Source organism: Pseudorhizobium flavum (genome assembly GCF_044142885.1).
In the GTDB taxonomy this organism is placed as follows: Bacteria; Pseudomonadota; Alphaproteobacteria; order Rhizobiales; family Rhizobiaceae; genus Neorhizobium; species Neorhizobium flavum.
In genome coordinates this window covers 1-16,899 of record NZ_JBIOKZ010000004.1, presented here as the reverse complement: position 1 = coordinate 16,899, position 16,899 = coordinate 1, and the positions used below count along the sequence as shown (strand labels likewise).

General features: G+C 63.2%; 11 protein-coding genes and 1 pseudogene. All 12 read right to left on the bottom strand.

Annotated features, from left to right (window positions below):
- A pseudogene (locus ACEPP2_RS09550) lies at positions 1-1,052 on the bottom strand (DUF2332 domain-containing protein).
- 24 nt (positions 1,053-1,076) lie between these two features.
- Entirely contained in the window at positions 1,077-2,318 is a 1,242-nt protein-coding gene (locus ACEPP2_RS09545; protein WP_395516455.1) for a class I SAM-dependent methyltransferase, read from the bottom strand.
- Between the two features lie 59 nt (positions 2,319-2,377).
- Positions 2,378-2,866: a MaoC family dehydratase gene (locus ACEPP2_RS09540; RefSeq protein ID WP_395516454.1), complete on the bottom strand. Its 489-nt coding sequence runs from the start codon at positions 2,864-2,866 to the stop codon at positions 2,378-2,380.
- 87 nt (positions 2,867-2,953) lie between these two features.
- Positions 2,954-4,894: a glycogen debranching protein GlgX gene (gene glgX, locus ACEPP2_RS09535; RefSeq protein WP_395516453.1), complete on the bottom strand. Its 1,941-nt coding sequence runs from the start codon at positions 4,892-4,894 to the stop codon at positions 2,954-2,956.
- Positions 4,891-5,298, bottom strand: a complete 408-nt coding sequence (locus tag ACEPP2_RS09530; protein ID WP_395516452.1) for a GFA family protein — start codon at positions 5,296-5,298, stop codon at positions 4,891-4,893. The genes glgX and ACEPP2_RS09530 overlap by 4 nt, the downstream gene beginning before the upstream one ends.
- A 26-nt stretch (positions 5,299-5,324) precedes the next feature.
- Positions 5,325-6,953: an alpha-D-glucose phosphate-specific phosphoglucomutase gene (locus ACEPP2_RS09525; protein WP_395516451.1), complete on the bottom strand. Its 1,629-nt coding sequence runs from the start codon at positions 6,951-6,953 to the stop codon at positions 5,325-5,327.
- A gap of 1 nt (position 6,954) precedes the next feature.
- A complete protein-coding gene (gene glgA, locus ACEPP2_RS09520; RefSeq protein WP_395516450.1) occupies positions 6,955-8,397 on the bottom strand; it encodes a glycogen synthase GlgA in 1,443 nt (480 codons plus the stop codon).
- 6 nt (positions 8,398-8,403) lie between these two features.
- Positions 8,404-9,666 carry a glucose-1-phosphate adenylyltransferase gene (gene glgC / locus ACEPP2_RS09515; protein ID WP_395516449.1) on the bottom strand — a complete coding sequence of 421 codons (1,263 nt, stop codon included), beginning with the start codon at positions 9,664-9,666 and terminating at the stop codon, positions 8,404-8,406.
- 17 nt (positions 9,667-9,683) lie between these two features.
- Positions 9,684-11,897, bottom strand: a complete 2,214-nt coding sequence (gene glgB / locus ACEPP2_RS09510; protein WP_395516448.1) for a 1,4-alpha-glucan branching protein GlgB — start codon at positions 11,895-11,897, stop codon at positions 9,684-9,686.
- The gene (locus ACEPP2_RS09505; RefSeq protein ID WP_395516447.1) at positions 11,897-14,359 is read right to left on the bottom strand and encodes a glycogen/starch/alpha-glucan phosphorylase; all 2,463 of its coding nucleotides are present in this window, start codon (positions 14,357-14,359) and stop codon (positions 11,897-11,899) included. Before ACEPP2_RS09505 ends, glgB begins: the two co-directional genes overlap by 1 nt.
- A 204-nt stretch (positions 14,360-14,563) precedes the next feature.
- A complete protein-coding gene (locus tag ACEPP2_RS09500) occupies positions 14,564-15,712 on the bottom strand; it encodes a vWA domain-containing protein (RefSeq protein ID WP_395516446.1) in 1,149 nt (382 codons plus the stop codon).
- A 215-nt stretch (positions 15,713-15,927) separates the two neighbouring features.
- Positions 15,928-16,899 (bottom strand): mannose-1-phosphate guanylyltransferase/mannose-6-phosphate isomerase (locus ACEPP2_RS09495; RefSeq protein WP_395516445.1); only part of this gene is annotated, 972 nt, incomplete at its 5' end.

The following is a 16,899-nucleotide window of genomic DNA, read 5'->3' as shown; positions in this document are numbered from 1 at the left end:
TCAGCGCCAGCCTTCCCACTTCACCCAGCGACCGTGGAAATCGGCACGTCCGACCTCCTGCGCCTCGCCTTTCGGCCAAACCTGCAGGGTGATCGCGGCACCGTCCCGCCTGCCGTCAGCCTCCATCTGAAGGCGGGCAAATGGTGCGTCCGGCGTGGCGCGTTCTCCGGCCTCGCGGATGATGGCTTCGCCCTGCGCACGATCCTCCGGCGGCAGGTACTGCCAGGCGATGGTGTGGTAGAGCACCATGACGGTGCTTGGGCGGGGTTCGGCCAGCATCCACGGCAGCCATGACAGGGCGCCGAGCCGGTCGACCGGTGGAGGTGCTGAGGCGGCAATCGACAAGGCTGCCCGCAGGCGCTCCATGCGGTCGGCCTGGTCCGTCCAGACATAGGAGATCAGCCTAAGCCGGTCGTCGGCTAAGGTCGGGTCGAGAGGGTTGAGGTCGCAGCCACGGCGATCGCGAACCTCGACGTCCGCATCCGGCGGTCGCGGTCCGTGCCATTCCGGCTCGAGGCGCACGGGCGACGCCGGATCGCCCCAGTCGAGATCGCCGAGCCGGTAGCGATACCGGTCCCACTGGAGGTTCAGGCCGGCACTGGCGCCGACTTCCAGGAGGTCGAGAGGTTTCTCGAACATGTGCGCCAGCGTCAGGAAAGCGGGCAGGAGCGCGCTGCTTCGCCGGATCTCGTTCGTTTGCGGTGCCGACTTGAGGCGGGTGAGCAGGAACGCCTCGTGCCGAACCATCGCCGCCTCGATTGCGGCCCACAATCTGTCGTCCGACACATCATGCGGCGGATAGACGGCAACGAGCCCATCGTCTCGCTGCGAAAGAACGAGGGCGTGCAGGCCCCCAGCGAGATGCAAGGCCAGCGCATCGCCAGTCCCACTTGGATCATAGGGCCAGTCGAGGATCACGCGCCCGACCGGAAGAGCGCGATCGAGTCTGCCGGCAGCGAGACGGCAAGCCGCGCAGTGAAGGGCGAACCCAGGTCCTCGCAGGCCAGGGCCTGCCGCTCGAACGAGGCTCGTACGACGTCTTCACGATCCATGCTGGCCTCGTCAAATGTGGAATTCTACAGCGTTAAGTTCAGCGCCTTCTCCCGTTCGAGATACTCGCGCTGCTTGTCGGTGATGTAGTCGCGGACGATGGGTGCGGCGTCTCGCTTCCTCGACATCTGCATGTGGAAGACGAGCTGGCTGCCGGTGCGGAACATCATCTCGGCGCTGATCAGATAGAACTCCCACATGCGCGCGAAGCGCTCGTCATACATGGCGATTACCCGCTCGCGGTTCTTCTCGAAGCGCTCCGCCCAGTGGGCAAGCGTGGTGGCGTAGTGGACGCGGAGGAATTCGAGGTCCATGACCCAGAGGCTGTTCCTTTCCACGCTATCGAAGACTTCCGACAGCGCCGGCGAATAGGCACCGGGAAAGATGTATTTCCTCAGCCACGGGCTTGCCATGCCGGGCGGGCTCATGTGGCCGATCGAGTGGAGAACGGCGATGCCGTGATCCGGCATCAGGTCGTTCAGGTGGCCGAAGAACTCGTCGTAGTGCTGCACGCCGACATGCTCGAACATGCCCACCGACACGATGCGGTCGAACCTGTCATCGACGTCGCGGTAATCGCGCAGCTCGAACGTCACGCGATCCGACAGGCCTGCCTGCCGGGCCCTTTCCGAAGCGAGCTTCTGCTGCTCCTTCGAAAGGGTGACGCCGGTGACATGGACGTTCTCCAGCTTGGCGAGGTAGAGCGCCAGATCGCCCCAGCCGCAGCCGATGTCGAGGACGCGCATCCCATATGCCAGGCATAGCTTGGATGCGAGAAGGCGCAGCTTGTTGCGCTGCGCCTCTTCCAGCGTCTCCCCGGAATCTCGAAAATAGGCGCAGGAATAGAGCATGTTTTCATCGAGGAAGAGCCGGTAGAAATCATTGCCGAGGTCGTAATGGTGGGCAACGTTCCTCTGGGCCTCACCCTTGACGTTCGACTGCTGGCGCTGGCGGAAGCGCATCTTGATCGCGCGAAGCGCCTTTTGCAGCGGGTAGGAGCCGAGCGACAGGCGGTTGATCGAGAAGAGCGTCAGGAAGTCCCGCAGCGTCGAACCGTCCTCGAAGCGCATGGTGCCATCCATGTAGGCCTCCCCGGCGGCAAGCTCCGGGTTGAAGACCAGCGTTCGATAGAGCCGCTTATCCGTCAGCCGCATGGTCACCTCCGGCCCCGGCGTGCCGGCGAAGACGTGACGCTTTCCATCGGCGTCGATGACGGTGAGGCGGCCCTTGCGGATGAAGGATTTCATCATGTGGGAAAGCGGAAACATTCGTACCTCGCATATCGGCGGTGATCGATAGGTGGGTATGCGTATGCGTCTGCTGCGGATCAGGCGTCCGCGGGTCTGTCCTTGGGGTCGAACTGGACGATGGTGATCCAGTTGGCGGTCAGTGCCGGTTTTCTCTCGTTCTCGATCTCGACGGACACGTCGTAGGTGGTCATCAGCAGTCCGGCGCCGCGGAAGCGGCAGTCCGTGAGCGTGAACTGCCCGCGCACCAGGCTGCCGCACCGGACCGGCGACATGAAGCGGACCTTGTCGAAACCGTAGTTCAACCCCATGGTCTGCTCGCGGATCTTCGGCAGGCAATCGTAGTTCATCGCCGAAAGCAGCGAAAGCGTGAGGAAGCCGTGCGCGATCGTCCCGCCGAACGGGCTCTCCGCCGCGGCACGGTCAGGATCAACATGGATGAACTGATGGTCGAGGGTCGCATCTGCGAACGTGTCTATCATCGTCTGATCGACCGTGATCCATTTCGAGATACCGAGCACCTGTCCAACAAGCCCCGGCACGTCTGCAAGCGAGATTTCTCGCGCCATCTTCCCTCTCTCGTTCCCATGCAATCAGGCACCAATCTACAGACTTTGCGCGCCTTGGGTAGAAGGCGCGTGCCGTGCAATGCAATGTCAGCCGGCAACGAAGAAGGTGACCGAGCGGGCGGGTGCCTTGCCACTCCATGGCATGTCATCATTGATCATTTGCCAGTCTCTATCAGGCAGCGTGACAGTGTGCTCCGCGCGGCTACGGTTGAAGACTGCTGCGATGTGTACGGTCCTGCCGGTATCGCGGTCGATGGTCTTGAGGGCGACCGTCAGAACCGATGCCTCCGGGTGTCCCCAATCGTCCTGCGTCATGGGTTCGCCGGAGGAATTGAACCAGTCGATATCGTCTCCGGCATCCACAAAGAAACCGGTCTCGGAGAAGACGGAGAAGCGCCTGCGTAGGCGGGTGAGCCGCGCCGTGTACTCGACCAGCCCCTCGTCCATACCTGCCCAGTCGAGCCAGGTCATCTCATTGTCCTGGCAATAGGCATTATTGTTGCCGCCCTGGCTTCGTCCCGCCTCGTCGCCCATGGCCAGCATGATGGCGCCACGGCTGGCAAACAGGGTAGCGAGAAGCGCCATCACGTCTCGCCGTCGCGCCTCGATGACCTGCGGGTCGTCGGTCGCGCCTTCGACGCCACTGTTCCAGGAGAAGTTGTCGTGATGGCCGTCGCGGTTTTCCTCGCCATTGGCGTGGTTGTGGCGCTCCTCGTGCGAAACCATGTCCATCAGCGTGAAGCCGTCATGCGCGGCGATGAAGTTGACGCTGCGTGTCCGGTGGTGTCCGTGGCGGGCAAAGATGTCCTGCGAGCCTGTGAGCCGGGTCGCGAGCTCCCCGAGGGTCCAGTGGTCGCCTCGCCAGAAGCGGCGGATGTCATCGCGGGCGCGGTCGTTCCACTCCAGGAAGGGAGGCGGGAAGTTGCCCAGCTGGTAGCCGCCGGGCCCAATGTCCCAAGGCTCGGCGATCAGGATGCGGTCGGAAAGGACCGGATCCTTGATCATTGCCTGCAGGGTCTCGCTTTCGGCAGAGAAGCCGTGCGGTCCGCGGCCAAGGATCGGTGCGAGGTCGAAACGGAAGCCGTCGATGCCGGCGTTCAGCACGAAATGGCGAAGGCTGTCGAGGATCAGGCCGCGGACGAACGGATGGTCGCAGGCGACGGTGTTGCCGGTGCCGGTATCGTTTACCAGCGTGTCCGGATGACCTTCCACGTGGCGGAAGCAGGCGAGGTTGTCGAGGCCGCGAAGCGAGAGTGTCGGACCGGCGCGATCGCTCTCGCCGGTGTGGTTGAAGACGAGGTCGAGGATGACGCCGATACCAGCCTCATGAAGTGCCGCGACCGTGTCGCGCAGTTCGGCCACGCCCCCGGGGCACAAACGCGGATCAAGCACCATGAAGCCGACCGGATTGTAGCCCCAGCCGTTGGTGAGCCCGAGCGGTGGCAGGTGCCTTTCGTCGATCCAGGCCGTGATCGGCATCAGTTCGACCGCGTCCACGCCGATGCGCTTGAGGTGGGTGAGGACGGACGGATGGGCGAGGGCGGCGACGGTGCCTCGCTGATGCTCCGGGACTTCCGGATGCAGGATGGTGAAGGGGCGGACGGCGAGCTCGTAGATCAGACCGCCGGTGCGGAAGAGCGGCTTCGAAGGCGTCACGGGGTCGTGCCGACGCAGGATGGCCTTCGGCATAAGGTGGGCGGTGTCTGTGCCAAAGTCTGCCAGGCGCCGGTCATAGACAAAGGGGCGGTCGATTTCGGTGGCGTAGGGATCCAGGAGCAGCTTCGAAGGATCGAACCAGAGGCCACGATCGGGGTCGTAGGTGCCGTGGGCGCGATAGCCGTAGCAGGTCCCTTCGCCGATGTGCGGGACGGAGACGCTGTGAATATCGCCAGCACCACGGACCATCACGTGGCGGGCGGTTTCCACGGTACCTTCCGGGTTGAAGATGCAGAGCTCGATCTTTGCGGCGTTCGCGGACCAGACCGCAAACTCTGCGCCGTGGGGCGCCAGGGTCGTCCCGAGCTTCATCCCGGATCCTTCTCATAGACGGCAAGGCCGTCCGGCAGTTGAACCCAGTCGTGCCTTCGGCAGTCATAGACCGAGACTTGCGGCGGTGGGAAGGAGGGATCGGCAAAGCCGCCCACGGCCACGGCAACCGATCGGTCGCCGACGCCTTCTTCCGTATGGAAGAGGTTGGTGCCGCAGACCGGGCAAAAGCGGAAACGGTAGCTTGCGCCCTGGTCTCCCGTGCGCAGATATTCGCTGGCCGCGCCAATGACCCGATAAGGCGTGCGGAAAGCCGCGAGCGCTGCGAACACGCTGCCGGTGCGCTGCTGGCAGGCGAGGCAATGGCAGACGCCGACATTGAGCGGCTCGCCGTTCACTTCGATCCGGAGCTGCCCGCAACTGCAGGACGCGGTTCTCGTCGCCACTGTCTGGCTTCCTCCTGTCTCTGCGATCAGGTGATTACGGTCGGTCCCGTGCGGCCGGTGCGTGTCTTGATCTCGGCAATCTCGTCGGCCACCGCGATCAGGTCACTGAGCGCCGCCTGCGTCTCGATGCCGTGACGCGACGCGTCCGGCTCGTAGCGCTCGACATAGATGCGCAACGTCGCGCCGGAGGTGCCGGTGCCGGAGAGGCGGAAGACGACGCGGCTGCCGCCTTCGAACAGGATGCGGATGCCCTGCCTGGTGCTGACGGAGCCGTCGATCGGATCGGTGTAGGAGAAGTCGTCCGCCGCCTCGACCTTCAGGTCGCCGAAGCTCTGGCCGGGGAGGGATGACAGCTTGCTGCGCAGCGCGTCCATCAGCCCGTTCGCCGCATCGGTGTCGACCTCCTCGTAATCGTGGCGGGAATAAAAGTTGCGGCCATATTCGGCCCAGTGCTTGCGGACGATCTCCGCGACGCCTTCCTTGCGGGCGGCGATGATGTTCAGCCAGAAGAGGATTGCCCAGAGGCCATCCTTCTCGCGCACGTGATCAGACCCGGTGCCGAAGCTTTCCTCGCCGCAGACGGTGACCTTGCCGGCGTCCATCAGGTTGCCGAAATACTTCCAGCCTGTGGGCGTTTCGTACATGCCGAGCCCGAGTTTTTCCGCCACGCGGTCGGCGGCAGCGCTGGTCGGCATGGAGCGCGCGATGCCGGCTATGCCCTTCGCATAGCCGGGCGCGCATTTCGCATTAGCGGCAATGATGGCGAGGCTGTCGGAGGGGGTGACGAACATGTCCTTTCCGACCACCATGTTGCGGTCGCCGTCGCCATCGGAGGCGGCGCCGAAGTCCGGGCCATCGGCGCTCATCACGTCGTCATAGAGTTCCTTGGCGTGGACGAGGTTCGGGTCCGGGTGGTGGCCGCCGAAGTCCGGCAGCGGCGTCGCGTTGCGGACGGAGCCTGCCGGCGCGCCGAGACGCTTCTCGATGATCTCCTTGGCGTAGGGACCGGTAACGGCACCCATGGAATCCATCGCAATACGGAAGCCGCCGGAGATCAGATTCCGGATGGCATCGAAATCGAAAAGGCTCTCCATCAGCTGCGCATAGTCGGCGACCGGGTCGACGACCTCGACCGTCATACCGGCGAGATCGAAGCTGCCCTGCGTGTCCAGGTCGATATCGGGTGCGTCGGCAATCTTGTACTCGCTGATGATCTTCGACCGCTCGAAGATCGCCTCGGTGATCTTTTCCGGTGCCGGGCCGCCATTGCCGATATTGTACTTGATGCCGAAGTCCTCGTTCGGCCCGCCCGGATTGTGACTGGCCGACAGGATGATGCCGCCGAAGGCACCGTACTTGCGGATGATGTTGGAGGCGGCGGGGGTGGAGAGGATGCCGCCCTGGCCGACCATGACCTTGCCGAAGCCCGCAGCCGCGGCCATCTTCAGCGCCTTCTGGATGACCTCGCGGTTGTAGTAACGGCCGTCGCCGCCGATCACCAGGGTCTTGCCCTCAAAGCCCTCGAGCGAGTCGAAGATCGACTGGATGAAGTTCTCCGCGTAGTTCTCCTGCGCGAAGACGGGCACCTTCTTGCGGAGCCCGGAAGTGCCGGGCTTCTGGTCCTTGTAGGGGGCGGTCGGAACGGTCCGGATCATGTCAGCGGCCTTTCATCGTCATGTTCTTGTAGAGCTGGGCATAGAGCCCGGCGCTCTTGTCCCAGGAAACGTCGGTCTTCATGCCCTGCTTCTGTATCTCGGCCCAGGTCTTCGGCTCGCGGTAAAGGCGGAAGGTCCTGTTGACGGCGCGCTGCAGAGCGTGGGTTGTGGCGGGGCTGAAGCTGACCCCGGTCGCGGCGCGAGCAGCGAGCGCAGCGGGGCTGGCATCGATCACAGTGTCGTTGAGGCCGCCGGTGCGCGCGACGACCGGAATGCAGCCGTAGCGAAGACCGTAGAGTTGGGTCAGCCCGCAGGGTTCGAAGCGGGAGGGGATGATGATGGCGTCGGAGCCCGCCTGCATCAGGTGCGACAGCGGCTCGTCATAGCCCGTATGGATCGAGACGCGGCCTGGGTGGCGGGCGGCCGCGGCGTGGAAGGCGTTCTCCAGCCCCGCATCGCCCGAGCCCAGGACGGCAAGGCGACCACCCTGGGCAACGATCTCGTCGGTGACGTCCGCCAGCAGGTCCATGCCCTTCTGCCAGGTGAGCCGCGAAACGACGCAGAACAGCGGTCCGTCGTCGTGCTTCAATCCGAAGCGCTCGGCGACCGCGTGCTTGTTCTCGCGGCGGCGCTTGAGCTTCGACGGACCGTAGGTGGCGGCAATCAACGGATCGTGCTCCGGATTCCAGACCCGGGCATCGATGCCATTGACGATCCCGTGCAGGTCTCCCGCGCGGGCAGCGAGCACGCCTTCAAGCCCCATGCCGAATTCAGGGGTCAGAATTTCTTCCGCATAGGTCGGGCTGACGGTGCTGATCGCCGTGGCTGCCTGCAGGCCAGCCTTCAAGTAGCCGACGCCGCCGTAATATTCCACGCCGTCGATGGCATAGGCATCCGGCGGCAGGCCGAGATGCGGGAAGATGTCGACGCCGTACTGGCCCTGAAAGGCGATGTTGTGGATCGTCATCAGGCTCGGCGGCGCCGGGCGTGAGGCATAGCGGAGGTAGGCGGGCAGGAGACCTGTCTGCCAGTCGTGCAGGTGGACGAGATCCGGGCGCCAGCCATCCAGGACGCCGAGCGCGATCTCGGCGCCGGCGCGCGACAGGGCGGCGAAGCGGCGCCAGTTGTCCGGATGGTCGCGCCCGTCCGGCCCCACATAGGGGCCACCCGGCCGGTCGAAGAGCGACGGGACATCGAGGATGAGCAGATCGAGGCCGTGATGCTCGACCTGCAGGATGCTTGCCGGATGGCCGAGCAGATCGTCGAAGGCGTGGCAGCGCGTGGCATGTTTCACTGCAGCCAAGACGGCCGGATAACCCGGCAACAGCGTGCGGGTGCGCACGCCGTGTTCCTTCAGCGCAAGCGGCAGAGCGCCCGCCACGTCGGCGAGCCCGCCGGTCTTGATCAGCGGGTAGATTTCGGAGGCAACCGAAAGGACGTTCATGCGGCTCTACAGGTCCAGTTTGTCGATCATCGGCTGGGTGATCAGGCAGATGCCGTTCTCGGTGCGGCGGAAGCGCTTGGCATCGAGTTCGGGATCTTCGCCGACAACCAGACCTTCCGGAATGGTTACATTGGAGTCGATGACGACATTGCGAAGCTGCGCCCGACGGCCGATGCGGACATTCGGCAGAACCACCGCACCGTCGAGCCGCGAGTAGGAATTGGCGCGGACGCCGGTGAAGAGCAGGCTGCGGTGCAGTGCCGAGCCGGAGATGATGCAGTCTCCCGACACCACAGAGGAGATTGCCGAGCCGCGACGGTCCTCGTCGTCATGGACGAACTTGGCAGGCGGCGTGATCTCCGCATAGGTCCAGATCGGCCAGGACTTGTCGTAGATGTCGAGCTCGGGAAGAATGGCGGTAAGATCGATGTTCGCCTGCCAGTAGGCCTCGATCGTACCGACGTCGCGCCAGTAGGACTCGCGCTCGAAATCGGAGCGGACGCAGGACTTGTGGAAGCGGTGGGCGACTGCAGTACCGTTCTTGACGATGTAGGGGATGATGTCCTTGCCGAAGTCGCGGTTGGAGGAAGGATCCGCCGCATCGCGCTTCAGCACTTCGGCCAGGAACTTCGTGTGGAAGACATAGATGCCCATCGAGGCGAGGGCAAAGTCCGGCTTGTCGGGGATGCCTGGCGGATTGGCCGGCTTCTCGACGAAGTCGATGATCTCGTCCTTCTCGTTGACATGCATGACGCCGAAGCCGGTCGCTTCCATGCGCGGCACTTCCAGGCAGCCGACGGTGACATCGGCGCCGGAATCCACATGCTGCTGGAGCATGTATTCATAGTCCATCTTGTAGACGTGATCGCCGGCCAGGATGACCATGTACTCCGGATTGTAGGCCTCGATGATATCGATGTTCTGGTAGACGGCATCGGCCGTGCCTTCGTACCACTGCGTTTCCGAGACACGCTGGGACGCCGGCAGGATGTCGAAGCTCTCGTTGCGTTCCGGCCGCAGGAAGCCCCAGCCGCGCTGCATGTGGCGGATCAGCGAATGGGCCTTGTACTGGGTGGCGACGCCGATGCGGCGAATGCCGGAATTCAGCGCGTTGGAAAGGGCGAAGTCGATGATGCGGGCCTTGCCGCCGAAATAGACGGCCGGCTTGGCACGCCGGTCGGTCAACTCCTTGAGGCGGCTTCCGCGGCCGCCCGCCAGGACATAGGCCATGGCATCGCGAGCCAGTGGCTGATAGCGCTTGTCGTCCATTCTGCTCCCCCTCTCTTCTATACTTGTTCCAGTTCCAGCATGATCGTCGCCAGGGGCGGAAGCGTCATGGTGGTACTGATATCTCCTCCGGCGTCGACCGCCTGTACCCGGCCGCCATTGCCCTTGCCGCTGCCGCCATAGATCTCCGCATCCGTGTTGAGGATTTCCCGCCATCTTCCCGCGGTTGGCAAGGGGAGGCGGTAATTTTCCCGATAGATCGGCGTGAAATTGGTGATGACCGCCACCGGCCGCTCGCCCGGTGCCATGCGCAGCCAGGCGAAGACGGAGTTGTCGTGGTCGTCGGCAATCAGCCAGCGGAAGCCTTCCGGCTCGCAGTCGCGCGCGTGGAGTGCGGGCTTTGCCCGGTAGCAGAGGTTGAGGTCGCGGACGAGCCGGCGCATGCCCTCGTGCTGGTGGTAGTGCAGGAGGTTCCAGTCGAGGGCTTTCGCCTCGCTCCATTCGCTCCACTGGGCGAATTCCTGTCCCATGAACAGGAGCTTCTTGCCGGGATAGCCCCACATGAAGGCATAGTAGGCGCGCAGGTTGGCGAATTTTTGCCAGTCATCGCCGGCCATCTTGGCAATCAGCGAACCCTTGCCGTGGACCACTTCGTCATGGCTCAAGGGCAGGACGAAGTTCTCCGAGAATGCGTAGACGAGACCGAAGGTGATCTCGTTGTGGTGATGCTTGCGGTGAATGGGCTCCCGCTTCAGGTAGCTCAGCGTGTCGTGCATGAAACCCATGTTCCACTTGAAGCCGAACCCAAGTCCGCCTTCGTGGACGGGATGCGACACCTTCGGCCACGAGGTGGATTCCTCGGCGATCGTCATCACGCCGGGGTGGTTGCCGTAGGATAGGCTGTTCAGCTTCTGCAGGAAGCGCACGGCCTCGAGGTTTTCGCGGCCGCCATATTCGTTCGGAACCCACTCGCCCTCCTTGCGGGAGTAGTCGAGGTAGAGCATGGAGGCCACCGCATCGACGCGCAGACCGTCGAGATGGAATTTCTCGGCCCAATAAAGCGCGTTGTTGATGAGGTATGACAGAACCTCCAGCCGCCCGAAATTGTAGATGGCGGTGTTCCAGTCCGGATGGAAGCCCTGGCGTGGGTCCTCATGCTCGTAGAGGGCGGTGCCGTCGAAGCGACGCAGCCCGTGCTCGTCGGTCGGAAAATGCGCCGGCACCCAGTCCAGGATGACGCCGATGCCGACCTTGTGGCAGCCGTTGACGAAGCGGGCGAAGCCCTCCGGGTCGCCGAAGCGCGCAGTCGGCGCGTAAAGGCCGGTGGTCTGGTAGCCCCAGGACGGGTCATAGGGATGTTCGGTTACGGGCAGGAATTCGATATGGGTGAAGCCCATATCGGTGACGTAGGGGATCAGCCGCGCGGCGAGTTCGTCCCAACTGAGGAAGGTGCCGTCGTCACGACGCTGCCATGACCCCCCATGGACCTCGTAGATCGATATGGGCTGGCGGCGATGATCGGCTTTTTGCCAATGGGTGAGGTGAGCCTCGTCCTCCCAATCCTGCTTCAACTCCGGTGTGGTGACGGACGCGGTGTTCGGCCGCATCTCCGCCTTGCGCGCATAGGGATCGGCCTTGAGAAGGCGTTCGCCGTCCCTGCCGATGATCTCGAACTTGTAGGGCGAGCCTGCCCGCACGTCCGGCGCAAAGATTTCCCAGATGCCGGTATCCTGCCGCAAGCGCATCACGTGCAGGCGGCCGTCCCAGTTGTTGAAGTCGCCGACCACCGAGACCCGCCGGGCATTGGGCGCCCAGACGGCGAAGTGAAAGCCATCCACGCCCTGATGGCGGATCGGATGGGCGCCCATCTTGTCGAACAGGCGCAGGTGGGAGCCTTCGCGGACGAAGTAATCGTCCATGGGGCCGAGCACGGGGCCGAAGCTGTAGGGATCGGTCACCGCCCATTCGTCGTCTCCGCCACGTCGAGCGCGATAGCGGATCGGTTTTGGTGAGGGGACGTCTACCGGCCCTTCGAAGAAGCCAGCCTCATGGCGCCGCTTCAGCAGGCCAAGCCGCGTTCCATCGAGAAGGTAGGCGGCAACCTCCTCGGCGCCAGGGATGAAACAGCGGACATGATAGCCGGTCGGCAGCTTGTGGAGGCCGAGCACAGCGAAGGGATTGCTGTGTCGGCCTTCCAGGATCGCCTCGATCTCCGACAACGGAATTTCGCCAGGGGCTCTTCCGTCGTCGGGCGACTTCGGCGCTGTCGTCATCAGGCTCTCCAGATTTCCGACGCGTACTGGCGAATGGTTCTGTCAGAGGAGAACCATCCCATCCGGGCGGTATTTCGAATTGTCTTTGAATACCATGATTTAGGGTCGGTCCAGATTTGGTCAACGGTCCGCTGTGCTGCCGCATAGGCATCAAAATCCGCGGTCAGCATGAACCAGTCGTGATTGTAGATCCCGTCGATCAGGCCGGTGAAGCGGGAGCGGTCGTCCGGCGAAAAGACGCCGGAGGCGATCGCATCGAGCGCCTGCGAAAGTTCCTTCGACTTCTCGATGATGGCGCGCGGCTCATGACCGTCGGCTCGGGCCTGGGCGACCTCTTCCGCCGTCAATCCGAAGATGACGATGTTATCCGCGCCCACATGATCGCGCATCTCGACGTTTGCGCCGTCCAGCGTGCCGATTGTCAGCGCGCCGTTCAGCGCGAACTTCATGTTTCCGGTGCCGGAGGCTTCCATGCCGGCCGTGGAGATCTGCTCCGAGAGGTCAGCGGCCGGCACCATGACTTCCGCCAGCGACACATTGTAGTTCGGTACGAAGACAACCTTGAGCAGGCCGCGCACCGCCGGATCGTTGTTGATGACGCGGGCCACATCGTTCGCGAGCTTGATGATCAGCTTGGCGTTGTGGTAGCTCGGCGCCGCCTTGCCAGCGAAAAGCTTGACGCGCGGCACCCAGTCGAGCTCCGGATGGGAGCGGATCTGGTCGTAGAGGGCGACCGCCTCGACGATGTTGAGAAGCTGGCGCTTGTACTCGTGAATGCGCTTGATCTGGATGTCGAACATGGCCGACGGATCGAGGCGCACGCCCATTCGGCTGCCGACGAGATGCGCAAGCTGGACCTTGTTCTCGCGCTTTACGGCGGCGAACTTCTCCTGGAAGGCGGCATCGTCCGCGAAAGTGTCGAGAGCGTGCAGCGCTTCCGTGTCATCCAGGAACTTGTCGCCGATCGCTTCGCGGATCAGCGAAGTCAGCGCCGGATTGCACTGCATCAGCCAGCGGCGCGGCGTGATGCCATTGGTCTTGTTGTTGATCCGGTCGGGATAAAGCGTGTGAAGGTCCGAGAAGACGGTGACCTTCATCAGGTCCGTGTGGAGCGCCGACACGCCGTTGATGGAATGGGAGCCGATGAAGGCGAGGTTACCCATGCGCACCCGGCGGTCGCCGTTCTCGTCGATCAGGGAGATGGCGCGGATCTGCTGATCGCTGAAGTTCTTCGCCTTGCGGGCCTCGACCAGGATCTTCGCGTTGATCGCGTAGACGATCTGCATGTGGCGGGGCAGCAGGCGCTCGAAGAGCGGCACGGGCCAGCTTTCCAGCGCTTCGGGCAGGAGGGTATGGTTGGTGTAGGAGAAGGTGCCGCGGGTGATCTCCCATGCCTCGTCAAACTCCAGTCCGTGCACGTCGGTGAGCAGGCGCATCATCTCGCCGATCGAAACCGCCGGATGCGTGTCGTTCAACTGGATCGCCACCTTGTCCGGAAGATTGGAAAAGTCCGGATACTGCTGCAGATGGCGGCGCAGGATGTCCTGGAGCGATGCGGAGGAGAAGAAGTATTCCTGCCGCAACCGCAGTTCCTGGCCGGCGGGATTTGCATCGGCCGGATAGAGGACGCGGGTCAACGCCTCCGCCTTGTTGCTCTCGCGCAGGGCGCCGATGTGGTCGCCGGCATTGAAGGCATCGAGCAGGATCGGGTCGATCGGCTGGGCCGACCAGAGGCGCAGGGTGTTGACCCGCTGGGCGCGCCAGCCGACCACCGGCGTATCGTAGGCGGTCGCGATCACCCGTTCGGCCGGTTTCCAGACATAGCGCGGCGGCTCGTCATAGCCGCCGATGGTTTCCACCGAACCGCCGAAGCCGATCTCGTAAGAGCTTTCGCGCCGCTCGAACTCCCAGGGGTTGCCGTGGGCAAGCCAGGTTTCCGGCAGTTCCACCTGCCAGCCATCCGCCATCTGCTGGCGGAAGAGGCCGTGGACATAGCGGATGCCATAGCCATAGGCGGGAATGTCGACTGTCGCCATGGACTCCATGAAGCAGGCGGCGAGTCGACCGAGGCCGCCATTGCCCAGCGCTGCATCGGGTTCGAGGCCCGCAATGACATCGAAATCGACGCCAAGAGAAGCCAGTGCATCACGCAGTTCATTCATGAGGCCGAGATTGGACACGGCATCGCGCATCAGCCGGCCGATCAGGAATTCCAGCGAGAGATAGTAGACCCGCTTGTCGCCCTTTTCGTAAACGCGGCGTGTGGAATCCATCCAACGGTCGATGATGCGGTCACGGACCACGAGGATGGCAGCCGTCAACCAGTCGTGCGGCTTGGCTACCTTGGCATCCTTGCCGATGCGGTAGGTGAGGCGCTCGATGATCTCTGCGGCGAGGATTTCGGGACGGGTGCTGCGGGGGCTTGGCTGCGGGATTTCCACAGCCGGGAGGCTATCATTCATGGTCTGCCAACTCTTCCGGTAGGGCAGGCGGGGAGGCGGCCTGCGTGAACCTTCGGTCTTCCTGTATTCGAGTCAGTTTACGCACCGACGCGGGAAGCTGGCAATAAATCGATTGAGGCGGCGGAAAAAAGGCGGGGATAGGGGTGAACGTGGAAAGGCGACGAACCCGCCGGTCGGGCGGGTTCGTCAGGAACTTGTCCGGTCTCAACTGGTCAGGCGGGTCGCAGACTTCGCCGCCTTCTGGCCGATTGCCTTGAACGCTTCGATCAGGGTGTTGGCATCCTCCGGCTGGAAGTAATGAGCCGGGGTGGAGGCGCATTGTGACAACAGCTTCTGGCCAGCCGTGGGCGCCATGAAGGCAATGGCATAGACTTCCATGCCGGCGTCCTTGGCGTTCTTGCACGCCTTTAGCGTCTTGTTGTCCGCACCCGAGATGTTGTTTTCGCCGTCCGTCATGAAGACGATATATTTCGACGGATCTTCGTCACCGTTCTTGTTCTTGTGATAGGTGTTCTCCATCGAGTTGGCCAGGGACGTGTAGGCGGTCTCTACTGCTTCTCCGGAATTGGTGTATCCGGACGCCGGTAGTGCATTCACATAGGTAAGCGCCGCCGACGTTCCCCAAGCAAGCGGAGAGGGCGACTGCATGACCTCGTTATAGGAGACCGCGCCCGTCCGAACGAGCTTCTTGTCGGGATCGACCTTGTCCAGTTCCGCGAGCAGCTTGGCGGTTGCATTCTTCAATGCCTCCATCTTGGTCTGGGTGACCATCCAGCAAACGTTCTGACCGTAGATCACGACGCACTTCTGGACCTTGCTATTGGTATTCTCTCCCATCGAGCCCGAGCGGTCGAGGACGAGGTAGAGCGACAGCGCGTTTGCCTTTTTCTCCGTCCCACTTGTCGACGTACCGCTAGTGGCAATGTTCATCGAACCTTGGCCGAGCACGCCCATCAGTGGGGTTAGGGCGAGGTCGTAATTCGACCCGACCTGAACCTGGAATTTCTTGCCGGTGGCGGTCACTGTGGTCTTGATGTCGATGTCGAGGGTCCCGGCGAGGGTGCTGGCGGCGTCGGCGCCTAGCGTGTTGGACGCCTGCCCGAGGAAGAATTGCCTGGCAAGCTCGCGGGCGGCCGCCTCATCGGCAGCTTCGCCGCTGGCGAGCGCCGTGGAGGCTGCAAGCGCCGCGGAGTCGGCGGCTTCCTGCAACTGCGTCTTGGAGACCATCATGTTGGTGAGGTCCAGCGCGACACCGGCTGCTCCCAGCAGGACGGGGAGCAGGATTGCCGTCATCATGCCGAAATTGCCGCTGCGGTCATTCAGGAGCCGCGAGAAATTCTGCCACGCCATCATCTTCCCATCCGCCCAAAACAGCTGAACCTCGGCATTGAATAACAGGAGGCCGTGGAGGAAGGGCTAAGCGGAAAGCTCAGATTTTAATCAATGGCCCGATTGGTGCCAAAACGGCCCGGAGCGGGGACGGAAGTGGCCGGAGGAGCATGCATTCGGCGTCCTCTCCTTTGCAGCGGGCGCTCGCAAGGCGAGGCCGCCTTGCGAGCGCGCAGGCCTCAGCCGCGACCAAACTCGTCGACGATGCGGATGATGTCGTCCTCGCCGAGATAGGAACCGGTCTGCACCTCAATCATCTCGAGCAGGATCTTGCCCGGGTTGGCGAGGCGATGGACCTCGCCCTGCGGGATGTAGACGCTTTCGTTCTCCCGCACCGTCTTCACCTCGTCACCGATAGTGACCTCGGCCGTGCCCTTTACACAGATCCAGTGCTCGGAACGGTGATGATGCTTCTGCAGAGACAGCTTCTTGCCCGGCGAGACGAACAGGCGCTTCACCTGGAAACGGTCGCCGTTGAGAATGGAGGTATAGCCGCCCCAGGGGCGGTAGGAGGTAGGGTGGGTCTCGGTGAGTGGCGACGTCGCCTTGTCGGCAGCGAGCTTCTTGACCATGCGGCCGACATTCTGGCTCTCCTCCAGCCGCCCGACATAGACCGCATCCTCGCTGGCAATGACGACGACGTTTTCCAGTCCCTGCACCGCAAGGTGGCTGGTGCGGGACATGACGAGGGAGTCTCGCGTATCCATCAGCGTCGCGTTGCCGGAAACCATGTTGCCGGCCTCGTCGCGCGTGCCAAGTTTCCATACTGCATCCCAGCTGCCGAGATCGGACCAGGTGAAGGACGAGGGGACGACAGCGGCGTTCGAGGTCTTCTCCATGACGGCGTAGTCGATGGAGATGTCCGGGCTCCTGATGAAGGCTGCAGCATCGAGACGGATGAAATCGAGGTCCGTGACCGCGTTCGCGACGGCTTCGCGAGCCGCTTCGGCCACCTCCGGCGCGTGAGCCTCCATTTCCTCCATCAACTTGCCGGCCGTGAACATGAAGATGCCGGAGTTCCAGTAGAAGCCGCCATCCGCCAGCATGCGCTGCGCTTCCTCGAGCGGCGGCTTTTCGACGAAGCGCCTGACGGCATGGGCGCCGCCTCCGAGGGATTCGCCGGCTTCGATATAGCCATAGCCGGTGGCGGG